This is a genomic window from Streptomyces sp. NPDC001858 (assembly GCF_053594615.1).
On the sequence record NZ_JBSFEV010000027.1, the window covers coordinates 1 to 26,437 of the forward strand.

A 26,437-nucleotide genomic window follows, 5' to 3' on the forward strand; every position below is an offset into this window, starting at 1 on the left:
ACGTGTCGTCCGGCGCCACGAAGAACTTCACGATGATGCTCACCTGGGCATCATGCCCGACTATCCAGAGCCATGATCGGCCGGACAAGTCCTAGCTGCTGTGAGCAGCTCGCTCGTCCACGGATAGTCCGCAACAACCGTCGGCGTTGCGACAGAATTCGCCGCCAGGAAGCGTGGTTATGGCTCGGAGATCGGCGACAGACTGAGGTGGCTTTTTTTCGGCTATGTAGTCGTCTGATCGCAGCACTGGCCACTTCTCGTCGCCTGATGAGTTCGACTGCTGCGCTACGGATCATGCATCAATCGTTGTCCGAGTGCGTTACGAGATACTGGGTGGGGGTAACAGCGAGACGACCAGAGGCCAGCAAGTCACTGATCCCTCGGAGTATGATCGGGTATCCCAGTTTCATTAGCTTTTCGAATTCTTGCTGCACTGGAAGTTTTAGCGATACGTCACCCCAGAAATGCACTTCATAGTGCTCTCCAAGCTCATGTGCTACGTTCCATTCGTTCCGACTGAGGAAGAAACGAACTTTCCCGTCACCACTCGACTTTACCTCAATCCGGCGTCTGGGCGTATAGTTGAGGTCCTCAATGTCGTACCCAAGGGTTTCATCGTCTCTCGCCACCCATCGGACTTTGGAACTATCGGATGAATTCATGCGGCAGTATTGATAGCTGTACAGCTCTCCCCGGTTACCCATATCCTTTTTGGTGTCGATTTTCGGACTCGCGGGTGCTGGCAGCAACGACCAGACGTCACCCATGTCAGCCACCATGCTGGCCTCTACGCGCAGCTCCATGCTCAAGGTGACTGCTGAAAAACGACGGAGGATTCCAGTGAGTTGAGGAGCAACTCGCAACGCGAGATCCCTCGGGCACACAAGAGTGCCAGCGTCATCGACTTGACTCACTTCAAGCAGGCGGCGGACTTGACCGCCAAAGATGCCTGCCTGGATCAAGGTCTTCCCGAGAATGCGCCCGCCAACTTGGTGGTCCTGCGTGGCAATCTTTACTCCGCTCCGAGTGATTCGCAGCCAAGTGTCCTCGTATTCCACAAGTCCCACTTGAGTCAAGATCTCCAATAGCGTAGAGATCTCACTCATCGGACCCCCGCAATGACGCCACAGATATCTATGAGCGTCTGCTGAGCTGATTCCCGGTGGAGGATATTTGCGAATACAGGTCAGGATGATCGGCATTCGATCAACTCTGGCTGCTGTCATCCAGCTACTCAGATCCCGAGTCATCATTCTTCCTGACCCAACAGGTAGCGGAGCAAGGCCTCCAGGTCCTCCGTGTTGCCCTCAGCATCGACGGATGGATCCTCTGAAAGCTCAATCGGGAGAATCTCCGCCCCTTCCAAGAGCTTTTGCATTCGACGAGACTTCGACGTAAGCGAAGCCTCGACAAGTGCGTCCACTGTCTCTCGGCCACCCAAGAAGGCATCCATGATATGGATGTTCACTCTGGCATCCGCCGGTAGACCCAGTCGATGGATGCGGTCGATAGACTGCAAGAACATGGCGCAGTCATAGGTGCGATCGAGATAGATGGCATTGCGGCACGAGGTGTGCAGAGAAATGGACTCTGAACACGATGCTGGGTTTGTAACCAATACGGCTGGACCCTGTTCTTGCAGGAACCTATGGATTACCGCCTCACGAGTATCTTCATCTCCAGCCGTCTCTGCCACGGACGTTCGTCCGGAATGCAAGGCGTCCTGACTTGCTGGAACCCGGCCGTCAATCTGGTAGCAAGGAATACCTAGCAGCTCAGTGACGAGGCTTCTGAAGTGATCCAGATTGACAACGAAGTTACTCCAGCACACCACCTTCTCGCCTCTCTCGGCTATCTCCCTAATTAGATCGATAGCCGCGGCGGACTTCGCTGGCACCTCGCCTGAAAAGCCGTAGCTTATCAGGCGCTCCATGAGGGTTGGGGCCCTGTCTTTCAATTCGGGCAGACGAAAGTATGTGTCTTTGGATGAGAAAGTCAGAGGGTTTGATGCTGCTTGCAGTAGTCGAATCGGGCGACCACGGCGGAGACTTTCAATCTTGTCCTGCCACGTAGCTGCATCGGAAATGCGCTGGCGCAAGCGATTTTCGATCAGCTCGTAAATTTCAGCCTGGGTGCCCGACAGTTCTACTGCGTGATGTTGGATGGTGTAAGGCGGGAGTCCTAGGGCTGACTTAGGAGTTCGCGAGACAAAAGGCATGACCTCGCGAACGACATCATCAAACCTGCTGTCAACTTGTGCAGCGAAGGCATCTCTCGTGCCAGTCAACTGCCCATCAGGCCAGAGGATATTGAGCTGGCTGTAGAGGTCTCGCCCAGACTGAGGCATCGGCGTCCCAGAAAGGACCATACGTACCTTGGCCTGCTTGGCTAGCTCTACCAGAGCTGGCGCCCAAACTCCCCCGCGAAATCTTTTGACGCGATGCGATTCATCGACAATCAACATGACATCGTGGCTGTCGAACAAGTCCAGCAGCAGCATTTGGTCGGCTGCGGCAGTTGGGTAGCTGATCAGCAGCAAGTCGTTCGCTTTAGTCTGCTGATACGTGACTTGCCGTTGACGTGCTGTACCCCGCACCCGCCGGGTCCGGATCAGCGAGCCCACCGCAGCACGTGTCTCGCTTTCCCAGGGATCGAAACATGCCAATGGGCCAACTACCACAATCAGATTGACTGTCTTCGACTGTAAATGCGTCACAGCCGCGGCAAGGGTAGTGGTGGTTTTGCCAGCTCCAGGAACGGAGAAGTTTCCGACGTTAATCGCAGTCAGTGCATGAGCTACACCCGCACGCTGGTGGGGTCGGAGCTCACGTTGGGCGGACCACCCAAATTGCCGCAGTGCGAGGTCGACAGGCGAGAAATCAAACTCTGCCCCTTCGCTCTTCTGCGCTTGAGCAGCCTCTTTCGTTCTGACGAAGCTGCGCCGGCGCTCCAGCTCCAAGCTCACCGTTGTCTTGGCGTCCCCCGCACCTACCGCTTCCCAACCGTGAGCGAAGAGCCAGTCGTAGACTCTGAGAGCCAACGCAGAAAGGCTCACCCTTCTCCGCGGGCAGCGGTAACCATCATCGACTTGTTCGGCCCCAAGGATACTTCGGAAGAACAGGCGGGCTCGGCGATCAGTGTGGAGCGCTGCGCTTAGCACGAGCAGGGCATCGCCCTCAAATTCGAGGGTAACCTCGTTGGAACTATTCACGTCCGGTCCGCCGGTCAGTCAACTGCCTGGTGTCGTCGGCCCACTGGAATACCTTGGTCAGACTGTTCCTGACCAGGGCGCCATCCTCGCCAGCGAGTGCGGCGCTGAGACGATCCCCGTCGCCTAGAGCCTCGAGACGGTTGCAGACTTCCTGCAGCACTTTCACGACATCGTCCTGTCGCGATGCTTTGAAGCTATCAAGGGCCAGATCGATAGCGCTACTTACCTCGCCCTTTGGATAGTTCTCTACATCCGGTCCTGGCCCTTCTTCCTCAGGATCTGCATCGAGCTCTTCATCGCCAGTATCGTTCTCGGGAAGTGCTGAGGGTCCAGGGTCTGAAAGCGATGGTCCTTCTGGCTCCCAGTCGGACTCTGCTTCGAGTACTGCGGCACTCAGACTGTCGAACCGAGGCTTCTCCTTCTTAAACATCGTTCGCATGTCGCGAATGATTAGATGGCCCTTACCTGCGCGGACGGCAGCGAAAAGCGTTTGGAGGATTTCAGCTTCCTCCAGCGGATACTGACCCTCGATCTGCTGCATCATGCGACCGATGTCGCGAAATCTCTCCAGGGTTTTCAATACCTTGTGGTACTGCCCTTTATGCCCGGACTCATCAAGAAAGATGTCCATGTACTTGACGGCGTACAGATCACGCTGGACTTCGTTCTTCGACTTCTCCGCCATATTTTGGAGAACGCCAGCAACCGACTCGATGGACTCAGGGTCGTACCACTCGATGCCGCGGTTCTCCGCAGCCTCACGCAGAGCAAGCAAGTAGTCGATGTCGTTGTAGCGAACTTTGAAGTCTTCGGTGAGCTGCTCCTTCTGCTCCATCTCGAGCAGCGTCGCCTCGTTGATCTTATTGATGGGCAGGATAATGGCGTCAACCCATCCCAACCCGTCAGCGCCTTCTTCTCGCTGCAACCTTTTGATCATGGAGAGGCGGCGATTGCCGTTGCGGACAGTCCCGTCTGGCCTGATCCACAGCGGTGACCCCTGTCTCCGCCGCTGCCAGTCTTTCTTCAGAGCCTCTGAATTACCGGTGGGCTTTCCAACGATCTGATCGCCCTCGACGCGGTGAGAGGTGTCTAGCAAAAGAGACTCGATGGAAAATTCATCGGCCGGGTTGTTTTCTGGGTCTAGCGGCCGGCCCAAATGCGCTTCAGCCCACATTCGTTCAGCCCGAAAACGCCGGTTGTCCACATTCAGTAGGAGCGCTTCCACAGGGACGCGGTACACGTCGTAGTTACGCCACTGATCTTGGACCCAGAGTCGAGCCTTGTCGTCAGTGGTGAGCTTCTCTTGCTCAATACGGTGAGCCCGCTCCGCAGAATTAAGCATGGTCCCCCCCAGGGCGGCAGCTTGCTAAGTTCACGTGGCTTCAGCAAATCGCTGCTGAGCCATCCTGATCGCGAATTCGAAGTTTTTGATGTCGGCTTCGTTGACGTTCAGGGGTTCCAGCATTGCAACCCAGGAGGCGACGTCATGCCTGAATTGTTGCTTTCTAGTTCCTGCCTCCGGACGGCAGACGACGACAACGTCCCACTCACAGTTGCCAGGGTTGCTATGGTGTCCCATGTGTCCATCGCTGCGAATGGGCCAAATTGCCGTAACGGCGAGCGAAGCACTATCCAAGGCGAGTCCGACGGATTTCCAAGCGTCCGGATTGGCGGAATGATAGGTAAAGGCGAAAGGTTTATCACCTCGCGCACGATTTACCATCTCCCTCAAGGATTTTGCGAACTGTGCAGCGAAGGATCGGACAGGATCCTCCACCCTTGGTAGTAGTGGCTCGCCCGCAAGCTCCAGCTCTCCGAACCATGCGCGATGGAATTCGGATAGCTCATCATAAGCAATGAAGTCGAAATAGGGCGGATCGAATACGGCGACGTCGATTTTGCTTATGGCTTCAATGGTGGAGGCAGAGGCGGCATTCTTTAGGCCAACCCAGCATGCTTCTGTGCTTCGCTGGAAGGAGAACTGGTTGGGCACTGGCCGGTTTGTGTGTGAATCCCAGATGTGTCGACGGATGTGCCTCGTATCTGACTTAGCCACGCGTTCGATGCAGGCTGCGATGGTTCCACGCCCGCCGGTTTCGTGCAAAGGATTTAGTTCTACCGTCAGTGCAGGGAGGGAGTATCCGCGCACGGAGAATAGGGCGGACAGTCGTCCATAGTCGGTGGCGTAGCCGCACAGCTTATTGTTGGTTGAAAGGCAATTAGAAATCGCGAGTTCAAGTGCCCTTCTAGTTTCTCTCTCCGTGACGTTGTCCCGGATCCATTGAAAGGCGTGCCCGAGCACCAGAAGCTGTCGCGGAGTGAAAAGTTCCTCGTACTGAGTGATTCCGTAACTACGAGGACGCTCATCCGAGCGTGTGGCCCTAATCTCTCCTTCGGGACGCGGAAGGGCAGTACGGTTCTCCTGCCATTCCTGGCTAGCCCGGGACTGGCTGGCTTGATCTTCGATGTTCGGCATCCGAAGACGGCGGCGGCCATTGGACTGAGTCTCTTCTACGGCGACGATGCGTCGCCGAGCAACACCGGTTTTCAGTTCGCGGTGGGTGGACTTCTTACTGCAAGATGAGCAGTGGTACGCAAAGGACCTGAATGTTCCGTGCGCGATGCGGGATCGCTTACCGCAACAAACGATCTCCTTCCGTTCCGTCGAGTCGAGGTCATGCAACTTCCAGCAGTGTGGGCAGAACACTGTGAGTGCGTGATCGCGAACGACGGCTCCCGCCTTTTTGGGGTCTCGGACCAGGATTAGATTCCGGTAGAGCGGACCGACTTCATCGCACGCTGGACACTGAACTTCGGCAATCGAAAAATAATGTAGGGGCTCGTCGCGAGATTCTGTCGGGTAAAGCCACGACAAGTTTTCGCGGAGATGACGTAGGAGACGATGGCCGTACGCCCGGAGCTTCTTGCCGTCAACCGGCGTAAGTTCTGACTGCACGATTCGTACAGACATAGGATCCACGTCGGAACCCATTACGGATGCGCCCAGGCGTTGAGCTTCGACGAGGGTCGAGCCCCCACCCATGAAGGGGTCGTAGACGGTCAAGCCAGCAAGATGATGTTCCTCGGACGCGTACCTGTCCCAGAACTCCTGCGCACTTATGTCCGCGGGAAGAGCAGTAGCCAGGAGAAGAGCTCGAAGGAGAGCTGGCGGTCGACGAGCCCACCATCGGTGAGCAGCGTAAGCTGGGTCACGTACGCGCCGGTCTTTAGCGATCAGTTGCGAGAGCTCCCGAGCTGGGAACCACTTTTCAATCAGCGAAGTCCGTGCTGCAGGAAGGGCCGAGAGGTCTGTGAAGTAGTCCGGGTCCGGGATCCGTAGCTGTGTGCCCGCCGCGACATCGAGAGTCATTGTTCTCCATGGTGTAGTACTGGCTGATGGAGACTCCAGGTGCCGTCATGGTCTTCCGGGTCGCACAGCATCCTCATGATATAGGCTAGCTGGTCTTGATCTACTCTTGGAAGTGATCTGCAGGACTCGCCGCTCGGTTGGAATGGAGCGTCGTTGATGCGAGCGCTTGGTGGATCCCGGCGTGATCGTTGCCAGCGGACGCTGCGTCTGTCAGGCCTGTCGTTCGCCGGACGAACGAGTGGCGCGGCTGATACGTCGCCTTGGATGCCAAGGAGCGGGGCGACATGCCTGACCTGAGGGTGGATCTGCGCTGGCAGGGTAGGCGATCCCGAAGACAGGGTGCCGGGCCGCAGGCGTTTCACCGCGCCGTCGGCTGGCCGCAGTCTCGCTTATCGTCTCTGGGCCTGACCAGCGGGTACGCGGCGGGGGAGGTGCCCTAGTGAGCCAAGGAGATGAGCGGGGGCGCGAGATGCTCACGGCAGGTACAAGACGAGACGCCGAGGCTATAGAACTGCCGGGGTGGACATTGAGTGCCTGACCAGACGAACGGTTAAGGCGCGCACTCGGTCGGCGGAGCGACTTTGGCCGGGAGCTGCTTTGGCGCGAGTGATCATGGCCCCGTAAGCTTCCGGCGCGTCGGGCAGTCTGTGGATCTGCCCGGTAAATCACGACGTTGGGGCCGTGATCTTCGAGGCTCGCGCCAAAGTGGCTGGCTAAAGTCGTGGAGCCGACCGCCCCAGCCACAGCGGGGTTCTCCCCTCTCATGGCCGCGCTCGCCGTCCGGTCAGCAGCCTGGTGCGGGATCAGCGGGCCGTACGAACGCCCGCGCATCTGGCAGCGTCGGCCCGCATGCCACCGCCACCACGATCCGGCCTCTTTCGGGAACACAAAGCGTCTTTGACCTGCACCGTTGGGGATCACGGTTCGTCCCCGTGCCCGTGTTGGAATGTGGCCGCTGTGTGCGGCGACGGGCGGGCGGCGACGTGCGGCCGGTGGCGGAGACATTGAGGCGGCGCGGCGGCGACCGGCCGGCGCCGCCGCGCTTGGTGCGGCCCTCGGTTGATCCGACCTACTTATGTAGGCAACCACGTGGAAGGGACGCGGCATGGCCCCGGAAGCGGGGCGTTGAGGTCCAGCCGCAGTTGTGCTTTCCCCTCCTGAGGCCGGATCGTGGTGGCGGTGGCATACGGGCCGTATGCGGCCGTTGATGCGCTTGGGCGGAGTGTGCGGCGGTCGGGTTGGCGATGATCGATGAGCGCCGTTGACCGCCGGACGAGCGAGCGCAGCGAGCCTTGAACCCGTGAAGAAGGTTGTAACTCAGGCTCTTGGTGGGCCTGACGGGTCCTCGGTGGCTTGAGCTTCCTTGGTCATCGCGAGGCTTCGGGATTCCCGCGGCTGCTCGCCGGAGGGCGTCGGCTACCTGGTCGGCGTCGTCGGCGGAGAGCTGGATGTCTTGCGTCCAGAGGATCGACAGCCTGATGTTGCCGGTCGCGAGATTCAGGGCTACGTCGGCCTCCGCCCCGGTGCCGGTGACGTCCCGTGCCTCCAGGTTGAGATCGCTTCTGAAGACGCTCATCGTGGTTGCGTCTCGTCCTCGACGGCTGTCAGCTCCCAGAGGGGGGCTGCGTATCGATCCGGTCGGCTATGGATGAGCAGTGCGCGGAGGTCCTCGCGCTGGCTGCCGGGCATGCCCAAAGCCTCGGTGAGTCGACGGAACGTCGTGTGGGTGACTCCGCGGCTTCGGGCCTCGTTCTCGAACTCGTCGAGCTGCGGCAGCACGGTCGCAGGATCGAGCTTCACTGCCGGCTGGTCCTTGAGCCATGCGGCCTTGTTGCGCTCGTAGTCGATCTCCGAGTAGCCGCAGATCTCGCGGCTGTGCGCCTCGACCTCGTCCAGGGTGGTGGTCGAGAGGATGGCGCGGGCCAGCTCGTTGCGGTTCAGGGCGTCGTCCAGGTCGACTTCGTGGACCGTCGGGCCGGCGTCCGTGAGTGGGATGGGGAGTCCTGCATCCCGGACCTCGCAGATGCCGCGTATCCCTCGTGCTGTCGCTGCGAGCATCCCGGTTGCCTCGGACGGGTGCCACTCCAGGACTGCGCTGACCGGCTCAGTGTCCTCCGCGGTGAATGTGTGGACGAGGGGACCAAGCAGGCTGCGTACCTCGTCGATCGGAAGTTCACCGTCCAGGCCGGGACCTGCGACCAAGAGCCGCACGGGAGCGTTCACTTGGCAGCACGCGGCCAGTGTCAGAGCGTCGGCAAGCGGGCTCTTGAGGGTCGACTCATCGCCTCGCGCGAGGATGTCACCGCCCACGTCCAGGAGGTCAATCGACGACGGCCTCAGCAGGGCTATCAGCTCGCCGAGTTGGCGTGTGACGCCCTCGGTGCCGTGGTGCGGACCGATCAGGGCGAAGGTGTGCGGGAGCTCTGCCGCAAGCCGGGGGAGGGTGGAGCCTGCTGGAGCGATCGGGCGGGCTTCGGCCGGCACCGACCAGACAGACGGGGTGAGTGGTTCGAGTCCGGTGAAGTCGGCGGGGCCGCGGGGGCCTGGGATCGGGTCGACCAACAGGCGGTCCCACGCGTAGGTGAGGATCACCGCCTGGTCGTCGTCGCCGTACAAGGCGGCGTCAAGCATTGCGGCGGCGACTGCGTCGCCCCCTCCTCCTGCTGCGACGATCAACCGCGTCATGTGCTCAACATTACGGGTTCGGGGTCTGGCCACCCACCCTATAGTGGCTAGAGGCCATAGCCACTTGGACGAGGAGGGGACATGCCTCAGATCGAAGAGGCGCAACCGAAGTATCTCCAGATCGCTCACTACATCCGCGATCAGATCCTTCGGGGCGATCTCAGGCCGGGCGACGAGGTGCCCTCGGAGAGGCAGCTTGCGACGAGCTGGAAGGTGTCCAGGCCGACGGCCGCGCGGTCGTTGGAGGCGCTGAGCAACCAGGGGCTCGTCGAGAAGCGTCAGGGTTCCGGCACGTACGTGCGCAGCCTTGAAGTGAACCGCCGGGCAAGGGAGTTGTATGGGCGGGCGCGACAGACGGGGAAGATCTACACCCCTGGTGAGTACGCGGTCATCACCTCGGCTGGCTGGTTGGATGCTCCGGATTATGTCGCTGAGGCGCTGGGCCTGGTGAAGGATCGGCGGGCCGTGCATCGTCGGCGCGTGACGAACAATCAGGACGGGCCCATCACCCTGTCCACCTCGTGGTTCGCGCCGGACGTCGGGCAGCGGGCGCCCAAGCTCCTGGAGCCGGAGCGTATCCAGGAGGGCACCCTGATGTACGTCGAGAACATGACGGGGCGGCAGGCGAGTTACGCCGAGGACCGGATGTGTGCCCGACAGGCGACCGACGAGGAGTCGGCTGACCTGCAACTGGACTCCGGATCTGCGGTCTTGATCGTGCACCACGTCGTCTTCGACCTCCAGGACGGGCCATTGGAGTTCGCCGAAGCCACGTACCCGCCGCAGCGCTGGGCGTTCGAGCAGGGCTACCCCCTCACCTGAGCGCACCTGATGGATCGTCATTTGGCAGTTTCGCTTGCGCAGCGTGAGTGGCTAATGCCACTATCCATTAAGTGGCTAAGGCCACTTCATGAAGGGGGCACGTTGTGACGGGTCAGCGGCCGGAGCAAGGCGCGCACTTAGCTTGCCGGGGATGCCGTGGGCGGGGCTGGAAACGCGTCAGCTCGCGCACGGCCCTGGCGCTGTCCACCGTCGACGACCGTGCCCGTGCCGCATCGAAACGGCGCTGCCTCGACTGTGACGGCAGCGGCAAGGAGTGAGCACGGATGGCCTTTACGATCGATCGCTATCCCTCTGAGGACTCGCCGCGACTCGGGGCGATGACCCTGTATCCCGTCGCTGAGTCCGTGCACCTGGCCAGGCGTTGGTTCCGGAAGTTCATCGCCCCTTACAACCCGGCCTGTTCGGTCGACGACTGCGTACTGATGATCTCGGAACTCGTGACCAACGCCATCGTCTACGGCCGGTCCGATGAGGTGTGGCGTGTCCGGGTGGAGTGGTTCCGGGACGGGGCCTCGCTCAAGGTCGAGGTGCACAACGCCGGCTTCCCAGCCAGGGTGAGGCTGCGGCAGCCTGACGCTGTCGACGCGCACGGGCGCGGACTGCTCCTCGTCGACTCCATTGCCGAGTCCTGGCACTCGGGGCCCAGTCGCTTCGGCGGGACGGTCGTCTCCTTCGTGATGGCCGATGCCTGGCCGACCTGAAGGCGGAGCCGGGTTCTTTTCTATATGCACTGTCGCTAGTCTGGTTGACCAGTTGACTTGGCCAATCCTGACGGGCGGCGTGAATGGCGTATGAAGTAGAGGCGCCGAAGTACGTACGCCTCGCGCAGACGATCCAGCAGCGCATCGAGGACGGCACCTACCCGCCGGGCACGAAGGTCCCCAGTGAAAATCAGCTGGTCCAAGCGTTCGGAATGTCCCGCCCTACCGTCGTGCGCGCCCTTGAGCTGCTGAAACGAGACGGTTGGATCGAGTCCCGACAGGGCTACGGCACCATCGTGCGCGGGCGGCCGGCTGACGTCGAGCGCCAGGAACGCCGCGGGCGCGAAGCGCTGGAGCGGGATGAGTCGCGGACTCCTGGACGCCTGGTTCTAGTGGACCAGGTGCCGGTTCCGGCGCGTGTGGCCTCCGTGCTCGGGCTGCCCAAGCGGGCCAAGGTCCTGATGCGCCGATTCCTGGTCGCGGTGGATGGCGAGGCTGTTGAACTCGCGTCCTCATACTTCCCGGCCGGCCTCGTCGAAGGCACTGAACTCGGGAACTCCGAACCGCTGGGCGTCGGCGTCCGGGAACACATCGAGGGCCGGAAGAAGGTCCGCTTCGACCATGTGACGGAGCGCGTCTCGGCCAGGATGCCGGATGCCGGTGAGGCCGAGCTCCTCGGCCTTCCTGATGGCGTGCCCGTCCTCAGCGTCCTGGTCGTCGCCCGCGACGCGTCCGGCCAAGCTTTGCAGGTCTCTGACGTGCTGCTTCCTGCCGATGGACAGGAACTCGAAGAGACCTACCGACTCGGCTGATCTGTCCGGATGTGCGGGTCGGGTGCGCCGCGTAGTGCGGTGGCTCGTCTCAGGTGCGTCGGCTGGCGAGCCGGTAGACCACGTATATGAAGCCGAGGATGATGTCGACGGCCGCCCATAGGCCGATGATGAGGCCCACGCCGATTGTTGTTCCGACCTCGCTCGCGTCCTCGCACAGTTTCAGGTCGTCGCCTGTCAGGCTTCGGCAGTCTTCGGGGGTGCCGCTGGCGGTCGAAGCACCCGTGATCACCCAGATCAGGAACAAGAGCTGGACGGCAAGGAAGAGCCACAGGTAGGCGCGTCGTCGCTTCTTCGGCCTAGGCGGCGTCCCGCCCTGGTAGGGACTGCTTGGCGGGGGCCCCTGTGGCGGTGTCGGCCAGGCACCCGGTGGCGGTGTGGACCCTTGCGAGTCGCGTGGATCCCATGGCTGTGGATCTTGAGCACGGTGTCTTCGGCCCACGTCTCGCCTCCTCTGTGCCGGCTGGCTTCATGGTGCGCTGGCGGTACCGGCGGCGCTCGTTGGCAGGCACCGGAATGGCTTGACAAGTCAACCTGGCATCTCTAACTTTGAACTTGCTAAGTCAACTTATCAGGTGGCGAGTTGGTCGACTTCAAAGGAGAAATCTCTGTGCGTGTGATCCGCGTTGACGCCTCGACCGCGACGATCCTGCTCACCGAAGCGCCGACCCCGAAGGTGCGTGACCGGCAGACCGGTGAGATCGCCAAGGACGCCGTGAGCGGTGAGGCGCTGATGACCGTCGGCGTCGTCTTCATCGACGAGGGGGACTCGTCGCTCATCCAGGTCACGGTTCCCGAAAGCGGTGTGACGGAGGGCCTGACCGTCGGTGCTCCGGTGTCCCTGCCGGGGCTCATCGCCCGGCCGTGGGAGAGCGTGTTCAACGGGCAGCAGCGGCACGGCATCGCCTACCGCGCCACCGCGATCGCGCCGGGTGCCTTCCCGGTCCCGGTCGCTCAGGCGGGCTGATCGTCGTGACGGACCTGATCACGTTGGCCGAGCTGGGCGCACCGCTCGCTGCGATAGGCGGCGCGGCCTACGTCCGGCACGCCGACCCGGCCGCGTACTGGTCCACGGTCGGGCTGCCGGTCTCGGTGGCCCGGCTGCTGGCCTCGTACTCCTCGACCATGGACGCGTGCGGCCTGACCGTTGAGCCGTCGCGGTTGCGGGTGTTGGCCATCAAGGCGACCAGCCGACGGGAGATCCGTCCCGTCCCGCCTCGTCGGGGCATCATCCGGCCCACTTCGACCGGCCTGCGCGTCCGTCTGCGGCTCGCGCCGGGCCAGGAACCCGCTGACGTCGCTGCCTCGGCGGAACGGCTCCGCCATGCCTGGGGCGTGCACGCCGTGTACGTGAAGGACGTGAAGCCAGGCGTTGTTGAGCTGCGGCTCATCGGCTTCGACGTCCTGCGCAAGGTCCGGATGCCTCGCAGGAGCGAGGGCGGGTTCCTCGAAGTGCCGGTGGCGCTGAGGGAGGACGCCACGGCGTTCTTACGCGACTACCGCGCCGTCCCGCATGAACTTGTCCTCGGAGCAACGCTGTCGGGCAAGTCCATGTATCTGCGGAACCTGATCACCGGGCTTGCCGGACAGTCCGTCGCCCTGGTCGGCGTCGACTGCAAGCGGGGCGTGGAGCTGGCTCCGTTCGCTTCCCGCTTTGCCGCGCTGGCGACCGATCCCGGAGAGGCCGCCGAGCTGCTCCCGGTCCTGGTCAAGGAAATGGAGGACCGATACGACCTGATCAAGGCTCGACAGGGGATCGCCCCCGGCATGCCCGACGAGGAGATCACCTCAGACATCTGGGGACTGCCCGAGAGCGAACGCCCGGTACCCATCGTGCTGTTCGTCGACGAGGTGGCCGAACTCTTCCTCGTCGCGACCCGCAAGGACGAGGAACGCCGGGACGAGATGGTCACCCACCTCATCCGCCTCGCCCAGCTGGGCCGCGCGGCCGGCATCTACCTGGAGGTCTGCGGGCAGCGCTTCGGCGCCGAACTCGGCAAGGGCGCGACCATGCTGCGGGCCCAGCTCACCGGCCGTGTCTGCCACCCGGTCAACGACGAAGCCTCGGCCAAGATGGCACTGGGCGACATCGCCCCCGAAGCGGTCTGCGCCTCCTGCGCCATCGCCGCCGAGCTGCCGGGCCTGGCCGTGGCCGGTGACACCTCGGGCGGCTGGTCCCGCATCCGTACTCCGTACCTCTCCCTCGCCGCCGCTGCGGCCACCTGCCGGGACACGGCTCACCTCGCCCCGGACGTTCCGGCGCTCACGCCCTTCCGGCCGTACGTCCCGCCCGTAGTCCTCGACAGCTCCCAACCGGTACCCACCGCGCGTCTCGCCTCCTCCACACCGGAGGACTGAGCGATGCGCCCCCACCGCATCCGCGTCGACCCCGTACTGGTCCAAGCGGCCATCGCCGCCGCGCTCTCTTTCGCGCATCTGCACGACCTCGCTGCGGCGGCCGGGCAGGACGGCTGGAAGGCGTGGGCCTACCCGATCAGCGTTGACCTGCTCCTCGTAGCGGCCTGGCGACGGCTGCGCTCCGGTACGGCGAAAGCCGCTGGCTGGTGCTGGTTCGTCGTCGCCCTGGTCGCGTCGCTGGGCGCGAACGTCGCCACGGCCGGCCTGCTCGACCTCGAGGACGTCCCGGCCTGGCTGCGCATCCTCGTCGCCGGGTGGCCCGCGGTCGCCTTCCTCGGCGGAACGCTCCTCGCGCACGGTGCCCCGGCCCCGGACGGCGACGAGGTACCGGTCCTGGATCAGGACGAGGCTCCGGCCACACCAGTCACGACTACCGCCCCTGCGCTGCCCGCCGCCGACCCGCAACCGGCCGCACAGCCCTCCTCCGCCCCTGTCCCGCCCGCCCTCGTCGCCCTCGCCCGCAAGGTCGCCGACGACCACCGGACCCGGACCGGGATTGACATCGACACCCCAACTCTTCCCACCCGCCTCGGCGTTCCGCTCCCGCTCGCCGAAGCCATTGCCGCCCAACTCGCCTGACTCCGGAGGACTTTCCATCTTGCGTCCGTCCACGCTCCGCGCGCTCAACCGCGCCGCCGAGCTGACCCGTCAGAACCGCCTCACCGAAGCCGTGCTCATCGCCGAACCGGTGATTCTCACCGCCGACAGCTACGAGGGCGACGAGATCTTGCGCTGGCTTGCCGACCACGTCGCCGACTTCACCGGCGAGAACCCTGAGGAGCTCCCCTGATGCCCGCCAACCGCCGCTTCCGCAACGTCGTCCGCATCGGACCCGTCCAGGTCGGCACCGCCTACGACGGCCGCGGCCGCGAGAAGCACACCGCCGTCTGCACCGCCCCGCGCTGCGGCTTCTCCCACGACTTCGACACCCGCGCCGCCGCCGAGCTCGCTGCCCGCACCCACCGCTGCCGCGTCCGCTGAGGAGATCCCGTGACCGTCTCGCTCCCGCTCGTCTTCGTCCTGGGCGTCATCGCCTGGGCAGCGATCAAGTTCCTGGGAGTCCGCATGTGGGTCGCCATCGTGATCGCCCTGTTCGGCTTCTGGCTCTCGCACACCTTCCTCGCACCCGCCATCGAGTCCGGCACCCGCTCCGGGGTCGGGGTCGTCAACGGCGACAACCGCTGAAAGGAGCTCCGCCATGTTCCGCCCCAAGCTGCCCGACGTTCCTGTTCCGCCGTCGGCCCTGACTCACCACGAGCAGCACCACGTCCCGGCGCCCAGGGCCGGCCGCTCGCTCAGCCCCTACGCGGGCCAGGTGGCCGCTGTCCTGGTTGGCGGTGTCGTCCTCACCGCGCTCCTGGCGGCGGTCGCCATCACGGCCATCTCCGTGGCCATCTCTGCCGTGGTCCTGCGCTCGCTCCTGAACAGCGCCAACAGGCGCTGACCGGCCGCCGGGGCGGCAAACGCCGCCAAGCATCCCGCCGCCCCGGGGCCGTCCCTCCCAACCGCAGAAACAGCCGAAAGGAACCACCATCATCACCCGGCAGACTCCGCCCCCGCTGGCGGAACTCTCCATGCTGGCCTCCCTCGGAACCATGCCCGAGCTGGCCCGCCAACTCTCCGGCCTGGGCGGCTGCACCCACCCCATCCGCCTCGACGGCCACCGCACCGAATACGCCGTCGACACGGCAACCGGCGAAATCGGCCGCACCCTGCACCACCTCGACTCGACCGCCCTCCCGGCCAACTCCTCGTCCGCTGCAACAACCGCCGCGCAACCCGCTGCCCGGCCTGCGCCGAGACCTACCGCCGCGACACCTACCACCTGATCACAGCCGGACTACGCGGCGGCAAAGGCACCTCGGACCAGGTCGCCACCCATCCCCGCGTCTTCGCCACCTTCACCGCCCCCGGCTTCGGCCCCGTCCACAACCGCCGTACCGACGGACGCCCCTGCCGCTGCGGTGCCCGCCACGACGAGAACGACAGCACGTTAGGCACGCCCCTCGACCCGGACCGGTACGACTATGAAGCGTCCGTCCTCTGGAACGCCCACGCCGGGCACCTCTGGCGGCGCTTCTCGATCTACCTTCGCCGGGAGGTCGCCAAGCGCGCCGGCCTCACCCAACGCACCTTCCGCCACCACGCCCGGATCTCCTTCGCCAAGGTCGCCGAGTATCAGAAGCGCGGTGCCGTGCACTTCCACGCGGTCATCCGCATCGACGGCCCGGAAGGCGGCGACACCCCACCGCCCGCCTGGGCGACGGCAGAGCTCCTGACCGACGCCATCCAGGCCGCAGCCTCCGCCGCCCGCGTCGACGGCCCGACCATCGACGGACGCGCCCATACCTTCGCCTTCGGCCGCCAACTCGACGTCCGCACGATCCGATCCGCCGACTTCGACGACGGCCAGGAGCTCACCGAACGAGCCGTAGCGTCCTACATCGCGAAGTACGCGACCAAGGGAGCCGAGACGGCGACCGGCACGCTCGACCGCCCGCTCAAGTTCCTCGCCGAACTCGCCCAGGCACGCATCTCCGGACACGCCCGACGCATGATCCGCGTTGCCTGGGCCCTCGGCGCACGCCCCGAGCTCGCCGAGCTCCGCCTACGGGCCTGGGCGCACATGCTCGGCTTCCGCGGCCACTTCTCCACCAAATCCCGCCGCTACTCCACCACCCTCGGCGCCCTGCGTACTGCCCGCGCCGACTGGCGACGCGCACAGGTTGCCGCGGTGGTCGAGACAGAACCGACGGAGACGACCCTCGTCCTCTCGCACTGGGTCTTCGCCGGAACCGGCCTCTCCCGCGCCGAAGCCTGGCTGTCCGCATCCCTCGAACCCGCTGCCGGAACGGAAGGAGAACCGACATGGACGCCCGTCGCGACGAGCTGATGACCGTTCGCCAGGTCCTGGACGAGCTGGGCGGCGTCTCTCGCCGCACCTTCTACCGCTGGCGGGAGTTGGGATACGGGCCGGCCGCGTTCAAGCTGCCCAACGGAGAGCTCCGGGTATGGCGGAGCGACTTCACCACGTGGCTTCGACAGCTGGAGGCGGCGGCGTGAAGTCCCTTGACGTGAAGGTCTGGGCGGTTCGCAAGCGGGACACCAAGACGCCCTCGTACGGTGTCCGCTGGTCCGTTGCCGGCAACGTGCTCTCGGAGTCATTCCGCACGAAGGCGCTCGCCGACCACTTCCGCACGAAGCTCATGCGAGCGATGCGCGACGGTGAAGAGTTCGACACCGAGTCGGGCCTTCCGGCCTCGCTGGAAGAGAAGAAGTCGGCCGTGTCCTGGTACGCCTTCGCCCTCAGATACCTCGCCATGAAGTGGCCCCATGCCGCCCCCAATACGAGGGACGGCATCAATGAATCCCTCACCAGCGTGACGCTGGAGCTCCTCGACGAGCGTGCCGGACGGCCGTCCGATGAGGTGATCCGCAAAGCATTACGCAACTGGGCCTTCGTGTTGCCGGGGCCCGACGATCGGGAAGTCCCGGACGACGTGCGGAACGTTCTGCGCTGGGTGTCCAAGGCCTCCCGACCGCTCGCCGATCTTGCTGAGCCCGCCACAGCCCGCGCGGTCCTCGACTCGCTGAAGCTCAAGCTCGACGGCACGGCGGCAGCTGCAGAGACCGTGCGGCGGAAGCGTCGGACGCTCGTCAATGCCGCGAACTACGCGGTCGACCTGGGGGAGCTGCGCGAGAACCCCATCACGGCGGTTCGCTGGCAGAAACCGAAAGTGTCCAATCAGGTGGACCCGCGCGTAGTCGCCAACCCGGAGCAGGCTCGCAACCTCCTGGCGGCCGTCTCCTATGTGGGCGGATACCGACGTGCCCGCGGCCGTCGTCTCGTGGGTCTGTTCGCCGCGATGTACTTCGGTGGCCTCCGGCCGGCTGAAGCGGTCGGCCTCGCCGAGACGGACCTGATACTGCCGGAACAGGGCTGGGGCTCGGCGCTGCTCCACCGAACCCGCCCATCGGTCGGCAAGCAGTGGACCGACTCTGGGGAGACCCACGACGACCGTGGGCTGAAGAACCGGCCGACCGAGGACGTCCGGCGGGTACCCATTCCGCCTCACCTCGTCGCCGTGTTCCGTGAGCACCTGGCCACCTTTGGCACGGCGGACGACGGGCGCCTGTTCTTCAGCGAGAAAGGTTCGGTCGTCCCGTCCTCGACCTACTACCGCGTGTGGCAGGAGGCCCGGCTCCTCGCGCTTCCGCCGGCCGCCGCCTCCTCGCCGCTCGCGAGTCGGCCGTACGACCTCCGCCACTCCGCGCTGTCCACGTGGCTCAACGCCGGCGTCGACCCGACCGAGGTCGCCGAGCGCGCCGGCAACAGCGTCGAGGTGTTGCTAACTCGCTACGCGAAGTGCCTCGACGGACGGCAGGACGTCGCCAACCGACGTATCGAGGATCTGCTCCGCGAATACGAGTGAGGCACCCTGCACCCCACCGAGGCCCCGGGCAACTTGTCCGGGGCCTCTCTCGTCATGAGCCCCACCTGCTGCGACGCTTTGAGCCGAGAGCGGACGAGGGGGAACTCGTGGAGCTGAAGGTCACGCGCTGGAAGCGATACGGACATGATCGCCTGTACGCGAACCTGCCTGAAGGCGCAGCGGTCGGTTGGGCGGATGTGAAGACGGGGGACATCACGGTCCTGGTCGCCGAGTATCGCGACGACGTGATCGCCGTGCTGACTGATCACTTACGGAACAACCCCGAACCGGTCGCGCCGCAGAAGACGCCCAGGACGCCCAAGGCTGAGGGGCCCCCGCTGCTGCCGCCTCTGACGGCGGCCGACGACCTGTCCACCAACCGTCCCGGTGAGTCTCTGCTCGACAAATCCGGGCCAGGCCTGATCAAGCGAGTCGTCTTACAGCTCCTGCGGCGCCCCGCCGAGTGGGACTCCTGGCGGAAGGGCCTGGCGGGGGAGCAGCGGGTGGGAGCCGAGCTGAACCGCTTGGAGCGGCACGGCTGGCGCGTACTGCATTCCATCCTCTTGGCCGACAAGGTGGACGTGGACCACTTGCTGATCGGGCCCGGTGGCGTGTTCAGCATCAATACGAAACACCATCACAAAAGGGCTGTATGGGTCGGCGACGACTCTGTGAAGGTGGATCACGGAAAGCCGGCGCCCTATGCGCGTAAGAGCAGGGCTGAGGCCAAGCGTGTAGCCCGAGTGCTTGAGCGCTACTGCGGCTTTCCCGTCCCGGTGGAGCCGGTGCTCGTCTTCGTCGGCGTGACCGATCTGAAGGTGGTTGCCACACAGCTCAGCGTGCGCGTGTACCAGGAGCGTCAGGTGGCAGCACTGGCGCCGCTCTCCGGGGTGCTGACGGCCGAGCAGGTCGAGCAGGTGTACAGCGTCGCTCGTCATCGCCAGGCTTGGAGCCAGGCCTGAGCCAGCCCGCCTCAGCGAGGGGTCAGTCATCCCCGCCGGAAGTGGTTCACCCGTTCCAACGGGTTGCAATGACATCCGCGACGTTGAAGACAGCGTCGCAGTCGGCGCATTGCGCCTTGCCGAAAAGATAAGTCAACTTGACCGCGACATCAGCCTGGTTGTCGGCGAGCGCGCGACTGTGCAGTCTTTGGGCAAGCCCCTCCAGTGCTGAGGAGTCTGCGGGCTGAAGAGGGTTCTTCTTTGCCGCGGTCTCGTTCATGTACATGCTGTCCGTAGTCGAGAAGAAGCCGTACTCACCGAAGGCTATGAAGTTCTCGGCGCTACACGCGGGGCAGGGCACTTCGTACTCGTCGTCGTTCAGGCCGTCGAGTTGTTCGCCCCAAACCTCGACATCTTCGAAGCCGAGGAGTGCGGCGAGCAAGTAGACGTAAGTTCCGGGATCATCGCTGAGGCTCGGATCCCGAAGAGCTTCCTCAGTCAGTTGCAGCAGGTCGGACATCTCCGAGGCGTAGGCCACGTGGGGATCCTGCTCGCCGTATGGCTGGTCAGTGCTGGCCGCGATCGCGCCGGCCAGCAAGAGTGGTGCCTGTCTGTCCGCAGGCGACCACTGGCGCGCCATGTCTCGTAGGGCCGGCAAGGCCGCGTGGCTCGCCGAGTAGACGGTGCCCTGATGGCATAGTCGGGACCAGAGCTCGGTCCAGTCTGAGTCATTCGGGGCTTGGCTCACCTTGTCGAGCAGACCGGGAACGTCTTCTGCCGTGCCGTAGGCGTGGTTGAGCTGCGACCAGTCCGTCATGCCAGCGATCTAAGCAGTCGGGCGCCGCAGACTTCGCGGCTGGGGGCGTGCTAGTCGCCCTGTCGTCGGAAGTAGTCGGCGACCTGCGGCGATGCTCCAAGATCCCGTCCACGCCTCGTCCACAGACGCCGACATACGGCCGCTCCAGGCTGCATCTGCCTGCACATACGCCAAGACCCCGTCCTCAGCGAAAGCGCTGGTGGCGGGGTCTTTGGGCACCTGATTCAAGGTGCCCCCGGCAGGATTCGAACCTGCGCACACGGCTCCGGAGGCCGCTTGGGTCCTAGACGAAGCAGCAGGTCAGGGGCTCTGCATTTGGCAGATCGGGCGGGGCGAGTCCACGGATAGGCCACGGCTGGATGAGAGGATGCGGGGGAGTCTTCAGCCTCCCCCGCAGAGCTGGAAGTTTGGAGTGACCGCCCCGTCTCAGTCGGTAGGAAGCGTGTCTGTACCCATGTCGAGACGCATCGCAGCGCGCACAGCGGTCAGGGCTTCCATCACTTCCTGAAATGCGATCTCGTACCCCTCGTCACCGTTCGACATCCCCCTGATGGTTGCATCCCGCGCCCGACGGACGCTACGAAAGTAGTCCAGCGCCGGCTCAACAACGGCTCGTGGTGCGAAGACCTCCAGTTGGTAGCGAATCTCGTAGCACCTTGCGAAGCTTTGCCTGGCTGCGATCTTGCGCTCAGCTTCCGACATGCCGCGATCCAAGATGATGAGCTGAAGTTCGCTTCGCACCTGGGACAGCACCCCGAGATAGGCGCCATACAACTCTCGCTTGCTTCGCCTCCACTCCGTGGCTGCTTCACGCCGATCCTTTCGAAGCTCAACTAGCAGGGCGGAGCCCGTAGCGATCGCGGCACCGAGGAGCGTGGCCAGAAGCGGTGTCCAATCCATGTCGGCAAGGTACGAGAGTGCGGTCCCCGTGGACAGGGCGCTCGCAGCCCGTCGCTATCGGGCGTCGGCAACGGCAGCAGGCCTGAGTTGGGACTCCCGCTCACCTCGGTTGGCCGGCCGACCTCACTTAACTGCCCTTTTGATGGTCGTGAAGCAAGCACCGCTTTAGGAGAGAGGCGGGGGGATCATGCCGCTGAGCTGGGGCTTCGATACCTGTTCTAGCTGCTGAGAACTCGACCGCGAGACTCCCTCATTGACCGTGGCTGACCCCTGCATCTGGCACGGCAGTGGCACGAAGCCCAGCCGACGACAGTCAGCCACGACGGCGGGTGCGCCGGCCGATCACGCACGCGTATGCCTCGCTGTACTCCCACCCGCCTCAGCCACGCTACCGGCTTGTGACGTCGACCAGAGCAAGCCGCGACGGCTGGTCCGTTACGACGGTGCGCGAGCCACCAGCTTGGGAAGCTGCGATCACTTGCAGACGATTAGGCTGATGACCTGGGGTAACGCCTGGGTTGCTGCCCCTCGGTCTCGGTGGCTTTCACCGTGGTACCCCGCTCGATCTCGTGCGCTTGTGGTGCAGTGGCGTGCGTTCGCTCGGCCGTGAAACGATGACTGTCAGAGGGAGGGGGACGCCATTCAGTCGGTGCTCGTGAACATCGCAATCGGACTCGTGACCAGCCTGCTCGGTGGTGGGTTCGTCTGGTTGCAGGAAAGGGCAAAGCGTGCTCGGGCGGTGAATAGGAGAGCGGCATTCTTTGGTGTCCGGCCCGGCCAGACGTGTCTGATCGTGCTGGGCAACAAGTACAACTCGCCTGCTACCGCCCACTACCGGGACATAAGGGCAGTCGTGGAACTGGCCTTGCTTGCTGGAGAGTTGGGCTGTCATGTCTCGGTGGAGTCCGGCAACTTTCGTGGCAGCAACGATGGCCGTACTGAATTCTGTGTTGGTGGGCCTACCGGCGGCGCGAACAACCGCACTGGTGGTCATCTCGCTGCCCACCTGCCCGGGGTTTTCATCCATCCTTACGACGACACTCGGCAGGACTCGGTCGCCATTGAAGTCGGGAGGGAAAAGTACCTGTTTGACCGGGGTAATCAGGAGTACGCCCTCGTCGCGAAGTTCACACCTGAGGAGTCCTCATGCCCGGTCTTCCTGGTGGCCGGGCAGACGTCGGTGGCCAACCTGGCTGCGATTCACTTCCTGCGGCGCGAGTACGCACAGGTAGCCAAACAGTTGTCCTCAGTGGAGCGCTTCTGCGTGCTTGTTAAGGTCAGCAACATTGAGACCTACGAGCATTACCGTGCGGAACTGGAATGCGAAGTCACCGCAGCGGCATTTGGAGAGTGAGTCCGGTCATTGGTCCGGCATCTCACCGAGTACTACGGCGGCTGCACGATTCCAGGGAACCCGCTGTGCCAACTCGTTACGGAGATCGGCTGCCTGCCGGAAAGCGCCATCGCAGTCCCGTAGTTTCCGGTCGATAGCCCGAGCCCACTTGTCAGTGTCCCTCTCATCGTCTCTTGACAGTTCGACCACAAACTGGCTCGCCTGCTCGTGCCCCAGCGTCTCGCGCAGTAGATCGGCCAATCCGCTCTCCGAGCTGATCAGAACTGGAATGCCTTGGGTGATCGCCTCAAGCCCAACCAAGCCGAACCCCTCCCGCCGTGACGGCATGATCACCAGACTGGCGGTCTTCAGATCGTCGTCAATGCGGGGCTGCACCGAAGTGTAGGCACGGACCACGATATCCAGCAGAGGACTTGCAGCCCAGGTAATGATCTTGCTCCGTTCTTCGTCTACGGCGGCTGCGGGTGCGCCGCGCACCAGCAGCCGGAGGCCCCTGAGGCCATCCTCGCGTAGCCACCTCGCGACCCGACCACAGGCGGCGGCGGCAAGGTCGACGCCTTTGAGTTCGGCATCCTCCACGCGACCCAGAAGCATGACCCGGGACGGGGATCCCTGCGGCGGAGTGAGATCTGTACTTGGGGCGGCGTAGTCGAATCCAGGATCGAGCCGCAAAGGGGGAAGGCCCTGTGGGCTTCTGAATTCGTCGAGGAACTGTTTGTGTAGCCGAGGCCCAACCGTGACTACACGGTGTGCTGTGCTCCCGAGAGTGCGCTCGATAGTGGTCCGTTCCTCAGCGCGCAAGCCCATGTCGTTTCCGCGGTCTGCCTTATACCATTCGATCTCGTCCGGCGCCATGTGTATGAAGTGCAGGCGCCGGGCGGTGGGGAAAAAGTCTTCGGCTAGTCTTTGCGCCGCAGGTCCGGTGATCCGACCGTGCCCCAGGATGAGGTCGGGCACGATTCCGCCGAGTTGCTTTGGACGGCTGGTGAGCCGCATGTCCTCGGAAGCTCCGGGAATTTCCGGGGCCGGAAGCAGAGTGACGCCTGCTTCGTCGGCAGCGGCGATCTCCACAGCGGTAGCGTCGAGTAGCAAACAGAAGACCTGTGCGCCAGCTGCAGCCAGGGCCTGGCACAGGTCGCGATTGAATGTACTGAGCCCGCCGTGGGAGGAAGTCCACTCGGTGGCCATAGACAGAACTACTGGCGTCCGTCGAGATTGGCCCCTGGGGTGACTGGATGTCTGCGGCTGCGCGGCGGCCCACCCATCTTCTGTCGCTCCTCCGTTCAGTTCCGCAGGGGCGTCGCTAGAAGCGATGCCAATTACGGCTTGGGCCCGTTGTACCGCCTCCACAAGATCGACATCCGTCTCCTCGTGCAGATGTGTAGCGTCATCTGCATTCGGAAGTAGGAGAAAGTCGATTCTATTGATCAACGCCACGTTCTCCACCTCAGCGGCGGCTGCCAGTAGATGTTCGGCGGCGGCATCTCGGTCACTGGCCAGGAGGTGGGCCATGGCCGCGTTGTAGCGGCTCAATGTGCGCCGATAGGCATCTTTGGCCCGTTCGAGAGCATGCTGTGACCAATTAAGAGCGTCCTCCTTAAAGCCGTTTGCCAAGCTAAGGTATGTCAGACTATTAGCCTGCTTCCAGCCCGGGTTCAATTCGAAGGACGATCGGAAGTTCCTGTAGGCAGCGGGTACGTCTCCGGAACCATAGGCGTTGAAAGCAGCAGTGTAATGATTGTCTGCAAGTTCAGTGCGCAACTCCCCGGTGGCCTTTTGGAACCACGCGTGAGCCGGCCACGTTCGCAGCGGCAGGCGTACCCGACTGACCGCAAGCCGCCCGCCAAGTCCCGCAACCCTTTCTGCTGCCGCCTTGAATCCGGCGGTGTCAGCCACGGAGATGTCGTCTGTGTCCGCCGAGTACAGCCAGCGTTCGACCGTGTGGCCGCCGTACGTACAGGTGACAGTCGTGAGATCGAGAGCCGAGGGTTCACCCGCGCGCAGAATGGCGGAGTGTAGGTAGGTAACTCGCGCGATGGCGTTGGGGCCTGTGCCGGGCATCTTGTCCAAGGCATTGATCATCTTCTCCACGTGACGCCCATTCATCTGGGGACAGCACGTCTGGAAGATCTGTAGGGGTTTTCGGGCGAATCCGTGCAGCAAGTAGCAGAGCCGATTGACCATCATGGCCCGGAGGTCACCTCGGCTGGTGACCTGAGCGTGCGGCCGAGATTCAATGGTGCGGGCTGTCCACAGGCGGGCGTAAACCTCGTCGAAGAGCTCCGTCTGTACGGCAAATCGGACGGTGTCCTCGGGCGCGAGGATGCCTTGTGCGACCAGTTTTTCTCTGGACTGGTCGTACTGCGCGCGTGTGATCTCCGGTTGGCCGGGGAGACAGTAGGCGAACCAGGCCTCGTCCGGTGTCGCGTGCCCCAGGGCAGAAGTGAGAACGTTGAAGGCAATGAGTTCTTGCCTTTTCATGGCCCGCACGGCGCGGACCAGCGGGCGATCTAGCACGTTACGACCCGATTCCATGCGGGATCGGATGCCTTCGAGTACCTCGGGAGTGAGCTTCATACGGTCAGTGACGCCCTGCTGCCAGCGGGCGAATATCTCGTGGCAGTACAGCTGGATCTCGTACGGATTTCCATCCGTGAGCTGCCGCAAGGAAGAAACGACACTTCGTGAGACTCCACCAAAGATTCCCGCGTTATGCAGGGGCCGCAGCACGCAGGTCTGGACGTCCTCCCACTCCAGGAATGCGCGGACCTCAATCTCTTTGAACTGCCGCAGAATTGGCGAGTGGACGTCCATGATTCGCTTGATGAGCCCGGATGTGCCCGAGAGCACCAGGATCAGCCCGTCGACGCGCGTGGTGAGGGAGCGCAGGACCGACAGAGCGCGGCCGTCATGAGCGATCAGCTGCGCCTCGTCCACAAGCAGAGCTACCGGGTGACCGAACATGCGTACAAAGGAGGCGAGGTCGGCGCGCAGCGCCGCTTCCGGCACTCTGCCGTCCGGCCCGGTGAGGGCCATTGCTTCCGGGAACTGGAGCGGTGTCACAGAGGTTGCGTCCTGGGCTCCCGCCATCACACGACGGACGTCGGACACGACGAAGGGAAGCTCCTTCCCTACTCGGGAGGCCTCCTCCGCAATCGTTGATACCAACTCGTCGTACAACTTGCGGAAGAAAATGATCGGCTCCCCGTCGCCTTCGACAAGGTCTACGCGCACGGTCGTAAGGCCGCGTGTTGCAGCCATCCGTTCGGCGGCGTAGAGCAGGCTTGTCTTTCCGACAGCCCGCGGACCGTGCAAGACGACGCAGACAGATGGCCGGTCGACGCCAGCCTGGTCGAGTTCATACGCAATGGTTGCGGCTTCTCTGTCCCGACCAGCGAAGACAGCGGCCTCACGTACCGGATTCCGGTAGTCGTATGGATTGCGCACCTTGGAGATGTCCACGAGCCCCCTCACCTCGTGACGATCGTACGATCTGTGCAGTGATTGGTGGGGGTTTCTGCTGCTGCATCTGTGTGTTTGAGGGTAAGAGGAGCTGTGCCTGTCGGCAAAAGGATCACGCGAAGGTCGGCGGAGCGGCTTTGGGGTGGCGCTGCTTTGGCGCGAGTGATCATGGCCCCGTAAGCTTCCGGCGCGTCGGGCAGTCTGTGGACCTGCCCGGTAAAGCACGACGTTGGGGCCATGATCTTCGAGGCTCGCGCCAAAGTGGCTCCGTAAAGCCGCGGAGCCGACCGCCCCAGCCACGGCGTACCCCTTCTCTGACGTTGGGTGGCTGATTGCTGTGCGCGCGGCACGGGCGCCGGCCGGGCTGGAGCGGGGCGGAGACAGGAGCGCAGGCCCGGCCGGGGGTCGGGCCGCGTGCGGGGAGCGGAGCGAGCCGGCTTGAACCAGTAGAGAAAGTTTGAATCATGCTCCG

The 26,437-nt window shown here is 63.7% G+C and carries 23 protein-coding genes, 1 tRNA gene and 2 pseudogenes; 15 read left to right on the plus strand and 11 right to left on the minus strand.

All coding sequences use genetic code 11. From position 1 onward, the window contains the following. Positions 1–299: 299 nt before the first annotated feature. From ACWCPF_RS30490 to ACWCPF_RS30515, 6 genes and pseudogenes are all read right to left on the minus strand, one after another. Entirely contained in the window at positions 300–1,106 is an 807-nt protein-coding gene (locus ACWCPF_RS30490) for a DUF3883 domain-containing protein (RefSeq protein ID WP_451048319.1), read from the minus strand. 143 nt (positions 1,107–1,249) lie between these two features. After that, the gene (locus ACWCPF_RS30495) at positions 1,250–3,211 is read right to left on the minus strand and encodes an SNF2-related protein (RefSeq protein ID WP_451048320.1); all 1,962 of its coding nucleotides are present in this window, start codon (positions 3,209–3,211) and stop codon (positions 1,250–1,252) included. Next, entirely contained in the window at positions 3,204–4,553 is a 1,350-nt protein-coding gene (locus tag ACWCPF_RS30500) for a hypothetical protein (protein ID WP_451048321.1), read from the minus strand. Before ACWCPF_RS30500 ends, ACWCPF_RS30495 begins: the two co-directional genes overlap by 8 nt. Before the next feature lie 30 nt (positions 4,554–4,583). Continuing rightward, entirely contained in the window at positions 4,584–5,687 is a 1,104-nt protein-coding gene (locus tag ACWCPF_RS30505) for a hypothetical protein (RefSeq protein WP_451048428.1), read from the minus strand. A gap of 699 nt (positions 5,688–6,386) precedes the next feature. Beyond that, a pseudogene (locus ACWCPF_RS30510) lies at positions 6,387–6,581 on the minus strand (hypothetical protein); the annotation flags it as partial. Positions 6,582–8,153: 1,572 nt separating this feature from the next. Continuing rightward, positions 8,154–9,266: a DUF1152 domain-containing protein gene (locus tag ACWCPF_RS30515; RefSeq protein WP_451048322.1), complete on the minus strand. Its 1,113-nt coding sequence runs from the start codon at positions 9,264–9,266 to the stop codon at positions 8,154–8,156. 81 nt (positions 9,267–9,347) lie between these two features. On the opposite strand from ACWCPF_RS30515, the gene ACWCPF_RS30520 reads away from it, so the two are divergent. The 3 genes from ACWCPF_RS30520 to ACWCPF_RS30530 all read left to right on the plus strand — a co-directional run bounded on the left by ACWCPF_RS30520 (position 9,348) and on the right by ACWCPF_RS30530 (position 11,622). Next, entirely contained in the window at positions 9,348–10,088 is a 741-nt protein-coding gene (locus ACWCPF_RS30520) for a GntR family transcriptional regulator (protein ID WP_451048323.1), read from the plus strand. 284 nt (positions 10,089–10,372) lie between these two features. Then, positions 10,373–10,810, plus strand: coding sequence for an ATP-binding protein (locus ACWCPF_RS30525; RefSeq protein WP_057603433.1), 438 nt, complete (start codon positions 10,373–10,375; stop codon positions 10,808–10,810). Positions 10,811–10,893: 83 nt separating this feature from the next. Next, positions 10,894–11,622 carry a GntR family transcriptional regulator gene (locus tag ACWCPF_RS30530; RefSeq protein ID WP_451048324.1) on the plus strand — a complete coding sequence of 243 codons (729 nt, stop codon included), beginning with the start codon at positions 10,894–10,896 and terminating at the stop codon, positions 11,620–11,622. Positions 11,623–11,671: 49 nt separating this feature from the next. On the opposite strand, the gene ACWCPF_RS30535 is transcribed toward ACWCPF_RS30530, so the two are convergent. Then, positions 11,672–11,887: a hypothetical protein gene (locus tag ACWCPF_RS30535; protein WP_451048325.1), complete on the minus strand. Its 216-nt coding sequence runs from the start codon at positions 11,885–11,887 to the stop codon at positions 11,672–11,674. Between the two features lie 363 nt (positions 11,888–12,250). On the opposite strand from ACWCPF_RS30535, the gene ACWCPF_RS30540 reads away from it, so the two are divergent. The 11 genes and pseudogenes from ACWCPF_RS30540 to ACWCPF_RS30590 all read left to right on the plus strand — a co-directional run bounded on the left by ACWCPF_RS30540 (position 12,251) and on the right by ACWCPF_RS30590 (position 19,453). Next, positions 12,251–12,607 carry an SCO3933 family regulatory protein gene (locus ACWCPF_RS30540; RefSeq protein ID WP_451048326.1) on the plus strand — a complete coding sequence of 119 codons (357 nt, stop codon included), beginning with the start codon at positions 12,251–12,253 and terminating at the stop codon, positions 12,605–12,607. Positions 12,608–12,612: 5 nt separating this feature from the next. Continuing rightward, positions 12,613–13,998 carry an FtsK/SpoIIIE domain-containing protein gene (locus ACWCPF_RS30545; RefSeq protein WP_451048327.1) on the plus strand — a complete coding sequence of 462 codons (1,386 nt, stop codon included), beginning with the start codon at positions 12,613–12,615 and terminating at the stop codon, positions 13,996–13,998. Positions 13,999–14,001: 3 nt separating this feature from the next. Next, positions 14,002–14,637, plus strand: coding sequence for a DUF2637 domain-containing protein (locus ACWCPF_RS30550; RefSeq protein WP_451048328.1), 636 nt, complete (start codon positions 14,002–14,004; stop codon positions 14,635–14,637). Positions 14,638–14,656: 19 nt separating this feature from the next. Then, positions 14,657–14,848, plus strand: a complete 192-nt coding sequence (locus tag ACWCPF_RS30555; RefSeq protein WP_451048329.1) for a hypothetical protein — start codon at positions 14,657–14,659, stop codon at positions 14,846–14,848. Then, positions 14,848–15,039, plus strand: a complete 192-nt coding sequence (locus ACWCPF_RS30560) for a mobile element transfer protein (RefSeq protein ID WP_350818302.1) — start codon at positions 14,848–14,850, stop codon at positions 15,037–15,039. Before ACWCPF_RS30555 ends, ACWCPF_RS30560 begins: the two co-directional genes overlap by 1 nt. A gap of 9 nt (positions 15,040–15,048) precedes the next feature. After that, positions 15,049–15,243 carry a hypothetical protein gene (locus ACWCPF_RS30565; protein ID WP_451048330.1) on the plus strand — a complete coding sequence of 65 codons (195 nt, stop codon included), beginning with the start codon at positions 15,049–15,051 and terminating at the stop codon, positions 15,241–15,243. Positions 15,244–15,256: 13 nt separating this feature from the next. Further along, entirely contained in the window at positions 15,257–15,502 is a 246-nt protein-coding gene (locus tag ACWCPF_RS30570; protein WP_451048331.1) for a SpdD protein, read from the plus strand. A 130-nt stretch (positions 15,503–15,632) separates the two neighbouring features. Next, positions 15,633–16,951: pseudogene (locus ACWCPF_RS30575) on the plus strand (replication initiator). After that, the gene (locus ACWCPF_RS30580) at positions 16,927–17,121 is read left to right on the plus strand and encodes a helix-turn-helix transcriptional regulator (protein WP_132888890.1); all 195 of its coding nucleotides are present in this window, start codon (positions 16,927–16,929) and stop codon (positions 17,119–17,121) included. Before ACWCPF_RS30575 ends, ACWCPF_RS30580 begins: the two are co-directional and overlap by 25 nt. After that, a complete protein-coding gene (locus ACWCPF_RS30585; RefSeq protein ID WP_451048332.1) occupies positions 17,118–18,491 on the plus strand; it encodes a tyrosine-type recombinase/integrase in 1,374 nt (457 codons plus the stop codon). Before ACWCPF_RS30580 ends, ACWCPF_RS30585 begins: the two co-directional genes overlap by 4 nt. 107 nt (positions 18,492–18,598) lie before the next feature. Next, complete coding sequence (locus ACWCPF_RS30590; protein ID WP_451048333.1) at positions 18,599–19,453, plus strand: nuclease-related domain-containing protein; 855 nt, start codon at positions 18,599–18,601, stop codon at positions 19,451–19,453. A 46-nt stretch (positions 19,454–19,499) separates the two neighbouring features. Here ACWCPF_RS30590 and ACWCPF_RS30595 read toward each other — a convergent pair whose 3' ends face one another. The 3 genes from ACWCPF_RS30595 to ACWCPF_RS30605 form a co-directional block, all read right to left on the minus strand. Then, positions 19,500–20,249 carry a hypothetical protein gene (locus ACWCPF_RS30595; protein ID WP_363189290.1) on the minus strand — a complete coding sequence of 250 codons (750 nt, stop codon included), beginning with the start codon at positions 20,247–20,249 and terminating at the stop codon, positions 19,500–19,502. 230 nt (positions 20,250–20,479) lie between these two features. Further along, positions 20,480–20,557: transfer RNA gene (locus ACWCPF_RS30600), tRNA-OTHER, on the minus strand. Positions 20,558–20,675: 118 nt separating this feature from the next. Continuing rightward, a complete protein-coding gene (locus tag ACWCPF_RS30605) occupies positions 20,676–21,149 on the minus strand; it encodes a hypothetical protein (protein WP_451048334.1) in 474 nt (157 codons plus the stop codon). A 655-nt stretch (positions 21,150–21,804) separates the two neighbouring features. On the opposite strand from ACWCPF_RS30605, the gene ACWCPF_RS30610 reads away from it, so the two are divergent. Then, complete coding sequence (locus ACWCPF_RS30610; protein WP_451048335.1) at positions 21,805–22,503, plus strand: hypothetical protein; 699 nt, start codon at positions 21,805–21,807, stop codon at positions 22,501–22,503. Positions 22,504–22,509: 6 nt separating this feature from the next. Here ACWCPF_RS30610 and ACWCPF_RS30615 read toward each other — a convergent pair whose 3' ends face one another. Beyond that, positions 22,510–25,965 (minus strand): glycosyltransferase, encoded by a 3,456-nt coding sequence (locus ACWCPF_RS30615; RefSeq protein WP_451048336.1) that lies wholly within the window; start codon positions 25,963–25,965, stop codon positions 22,510–22,512. Positions 25,966–26,437 lie beyond the last annotated feature (472 nt).

Excerpts from the sequence above, each read along its gene's own strand:
- ACWCPF_RS30490 (WP_451048319.1), bottom strand. The coding sequence starts at position 1,106 with ATGAGTGAGATCTCTACGCTATTGGAGATCTTGACTCAAGTGGGACTT.
- ACWCPF_RS30500 (WP_451048321.1), bottom strand. The coding sequence starts at position 4,553 with ATGCTTAATTCTGCGGAGCGGGCTCACCGTATTGAGCAAGAGAAGCTC.
- ACWCPF_RS30505 (WP_451048428.1), bottom strand. The coding sequence starts at position 5,687 with ATGCCGAACATCGAAGATCAAGCCAGCCAGTCCCGGGCTAGCCAGGAA.
- ACWCPF_RS30515 (WP_451048322.1), bottom strand. The coding sequence starts at position 9,266 with ATGACGCGGTTGATCGTCGCAGCAGGAGGAGGGGGCGACGCAGTCGCC.
- ACWCPF_RS30520 (WP_451048323.1), top strand. The coding sequence starts at position 9,348 with ATGCCTCAGATCGAAGAGGCGCAACCGAAGTATCTCCAGATCGCTCAC.
- ACWCPF_RS30525 (WP_057603433.1), top strand. The coding sequence starts at position 10,373 with ATGGCCTTTACGATCGATCGCTATCCCTCTGAGGACTCGCCGCGACTC.
- ACWCPF_RS30530 (WP_451048324.1), top strand. The coding sequence starts at position 10,894 with ATGGCGTATGAAGTAGAGGCGCCGAAGTACGTACGCCTCGCGCAGACG.
- ACWCPF_RS30550 (WP_451048328.1), top strand. The coding sequence starts at position 14,002 with ATGCGCCCCCACCGCATCCGCGTCGACCCCGTACTGGTCCAAGCGGCC.
- ACWCPF_RS30560 (WP_350818302.1), top strand. The coding sequence starts at position 14,848 with ATGCCCGCCAACCGCCGCTTCCGCAACGTCGTCCGCATCGGACCCGTC.
- ACWCPF_RS30570 (WP_451048331.1), top strand. The coding sequence starts at position 15,257 with ATGTTCCGCCCCAAGCTGCCCGACGTTCCTGTTCCGCCGTCGGCCCTG.
- ACWCPF_RS30580 (WP_132888890.1), top strand. The coding sequence starts at position 16,927 with ATGGACGCCCGTCGCGACGAGCTGATGACCGTTCGCCAGGTCCTGGAC.
- ACWCPF_RS30595 (WP_363189290.1), bottom strand. The coding sequence starts at position 20,249 with ATGACGGACTGGTCGCAGCTCAACCACGCCTACGGCACGGCAGAAGAC.
- ACWCPF_RS30605 (WP_451048334.1), bottom strand. The coding sequence starts at position 21,149 with ATGGATTGGACACCGCTTCTGGCCACGCTCCTCGGTGCCGCGATCGCT.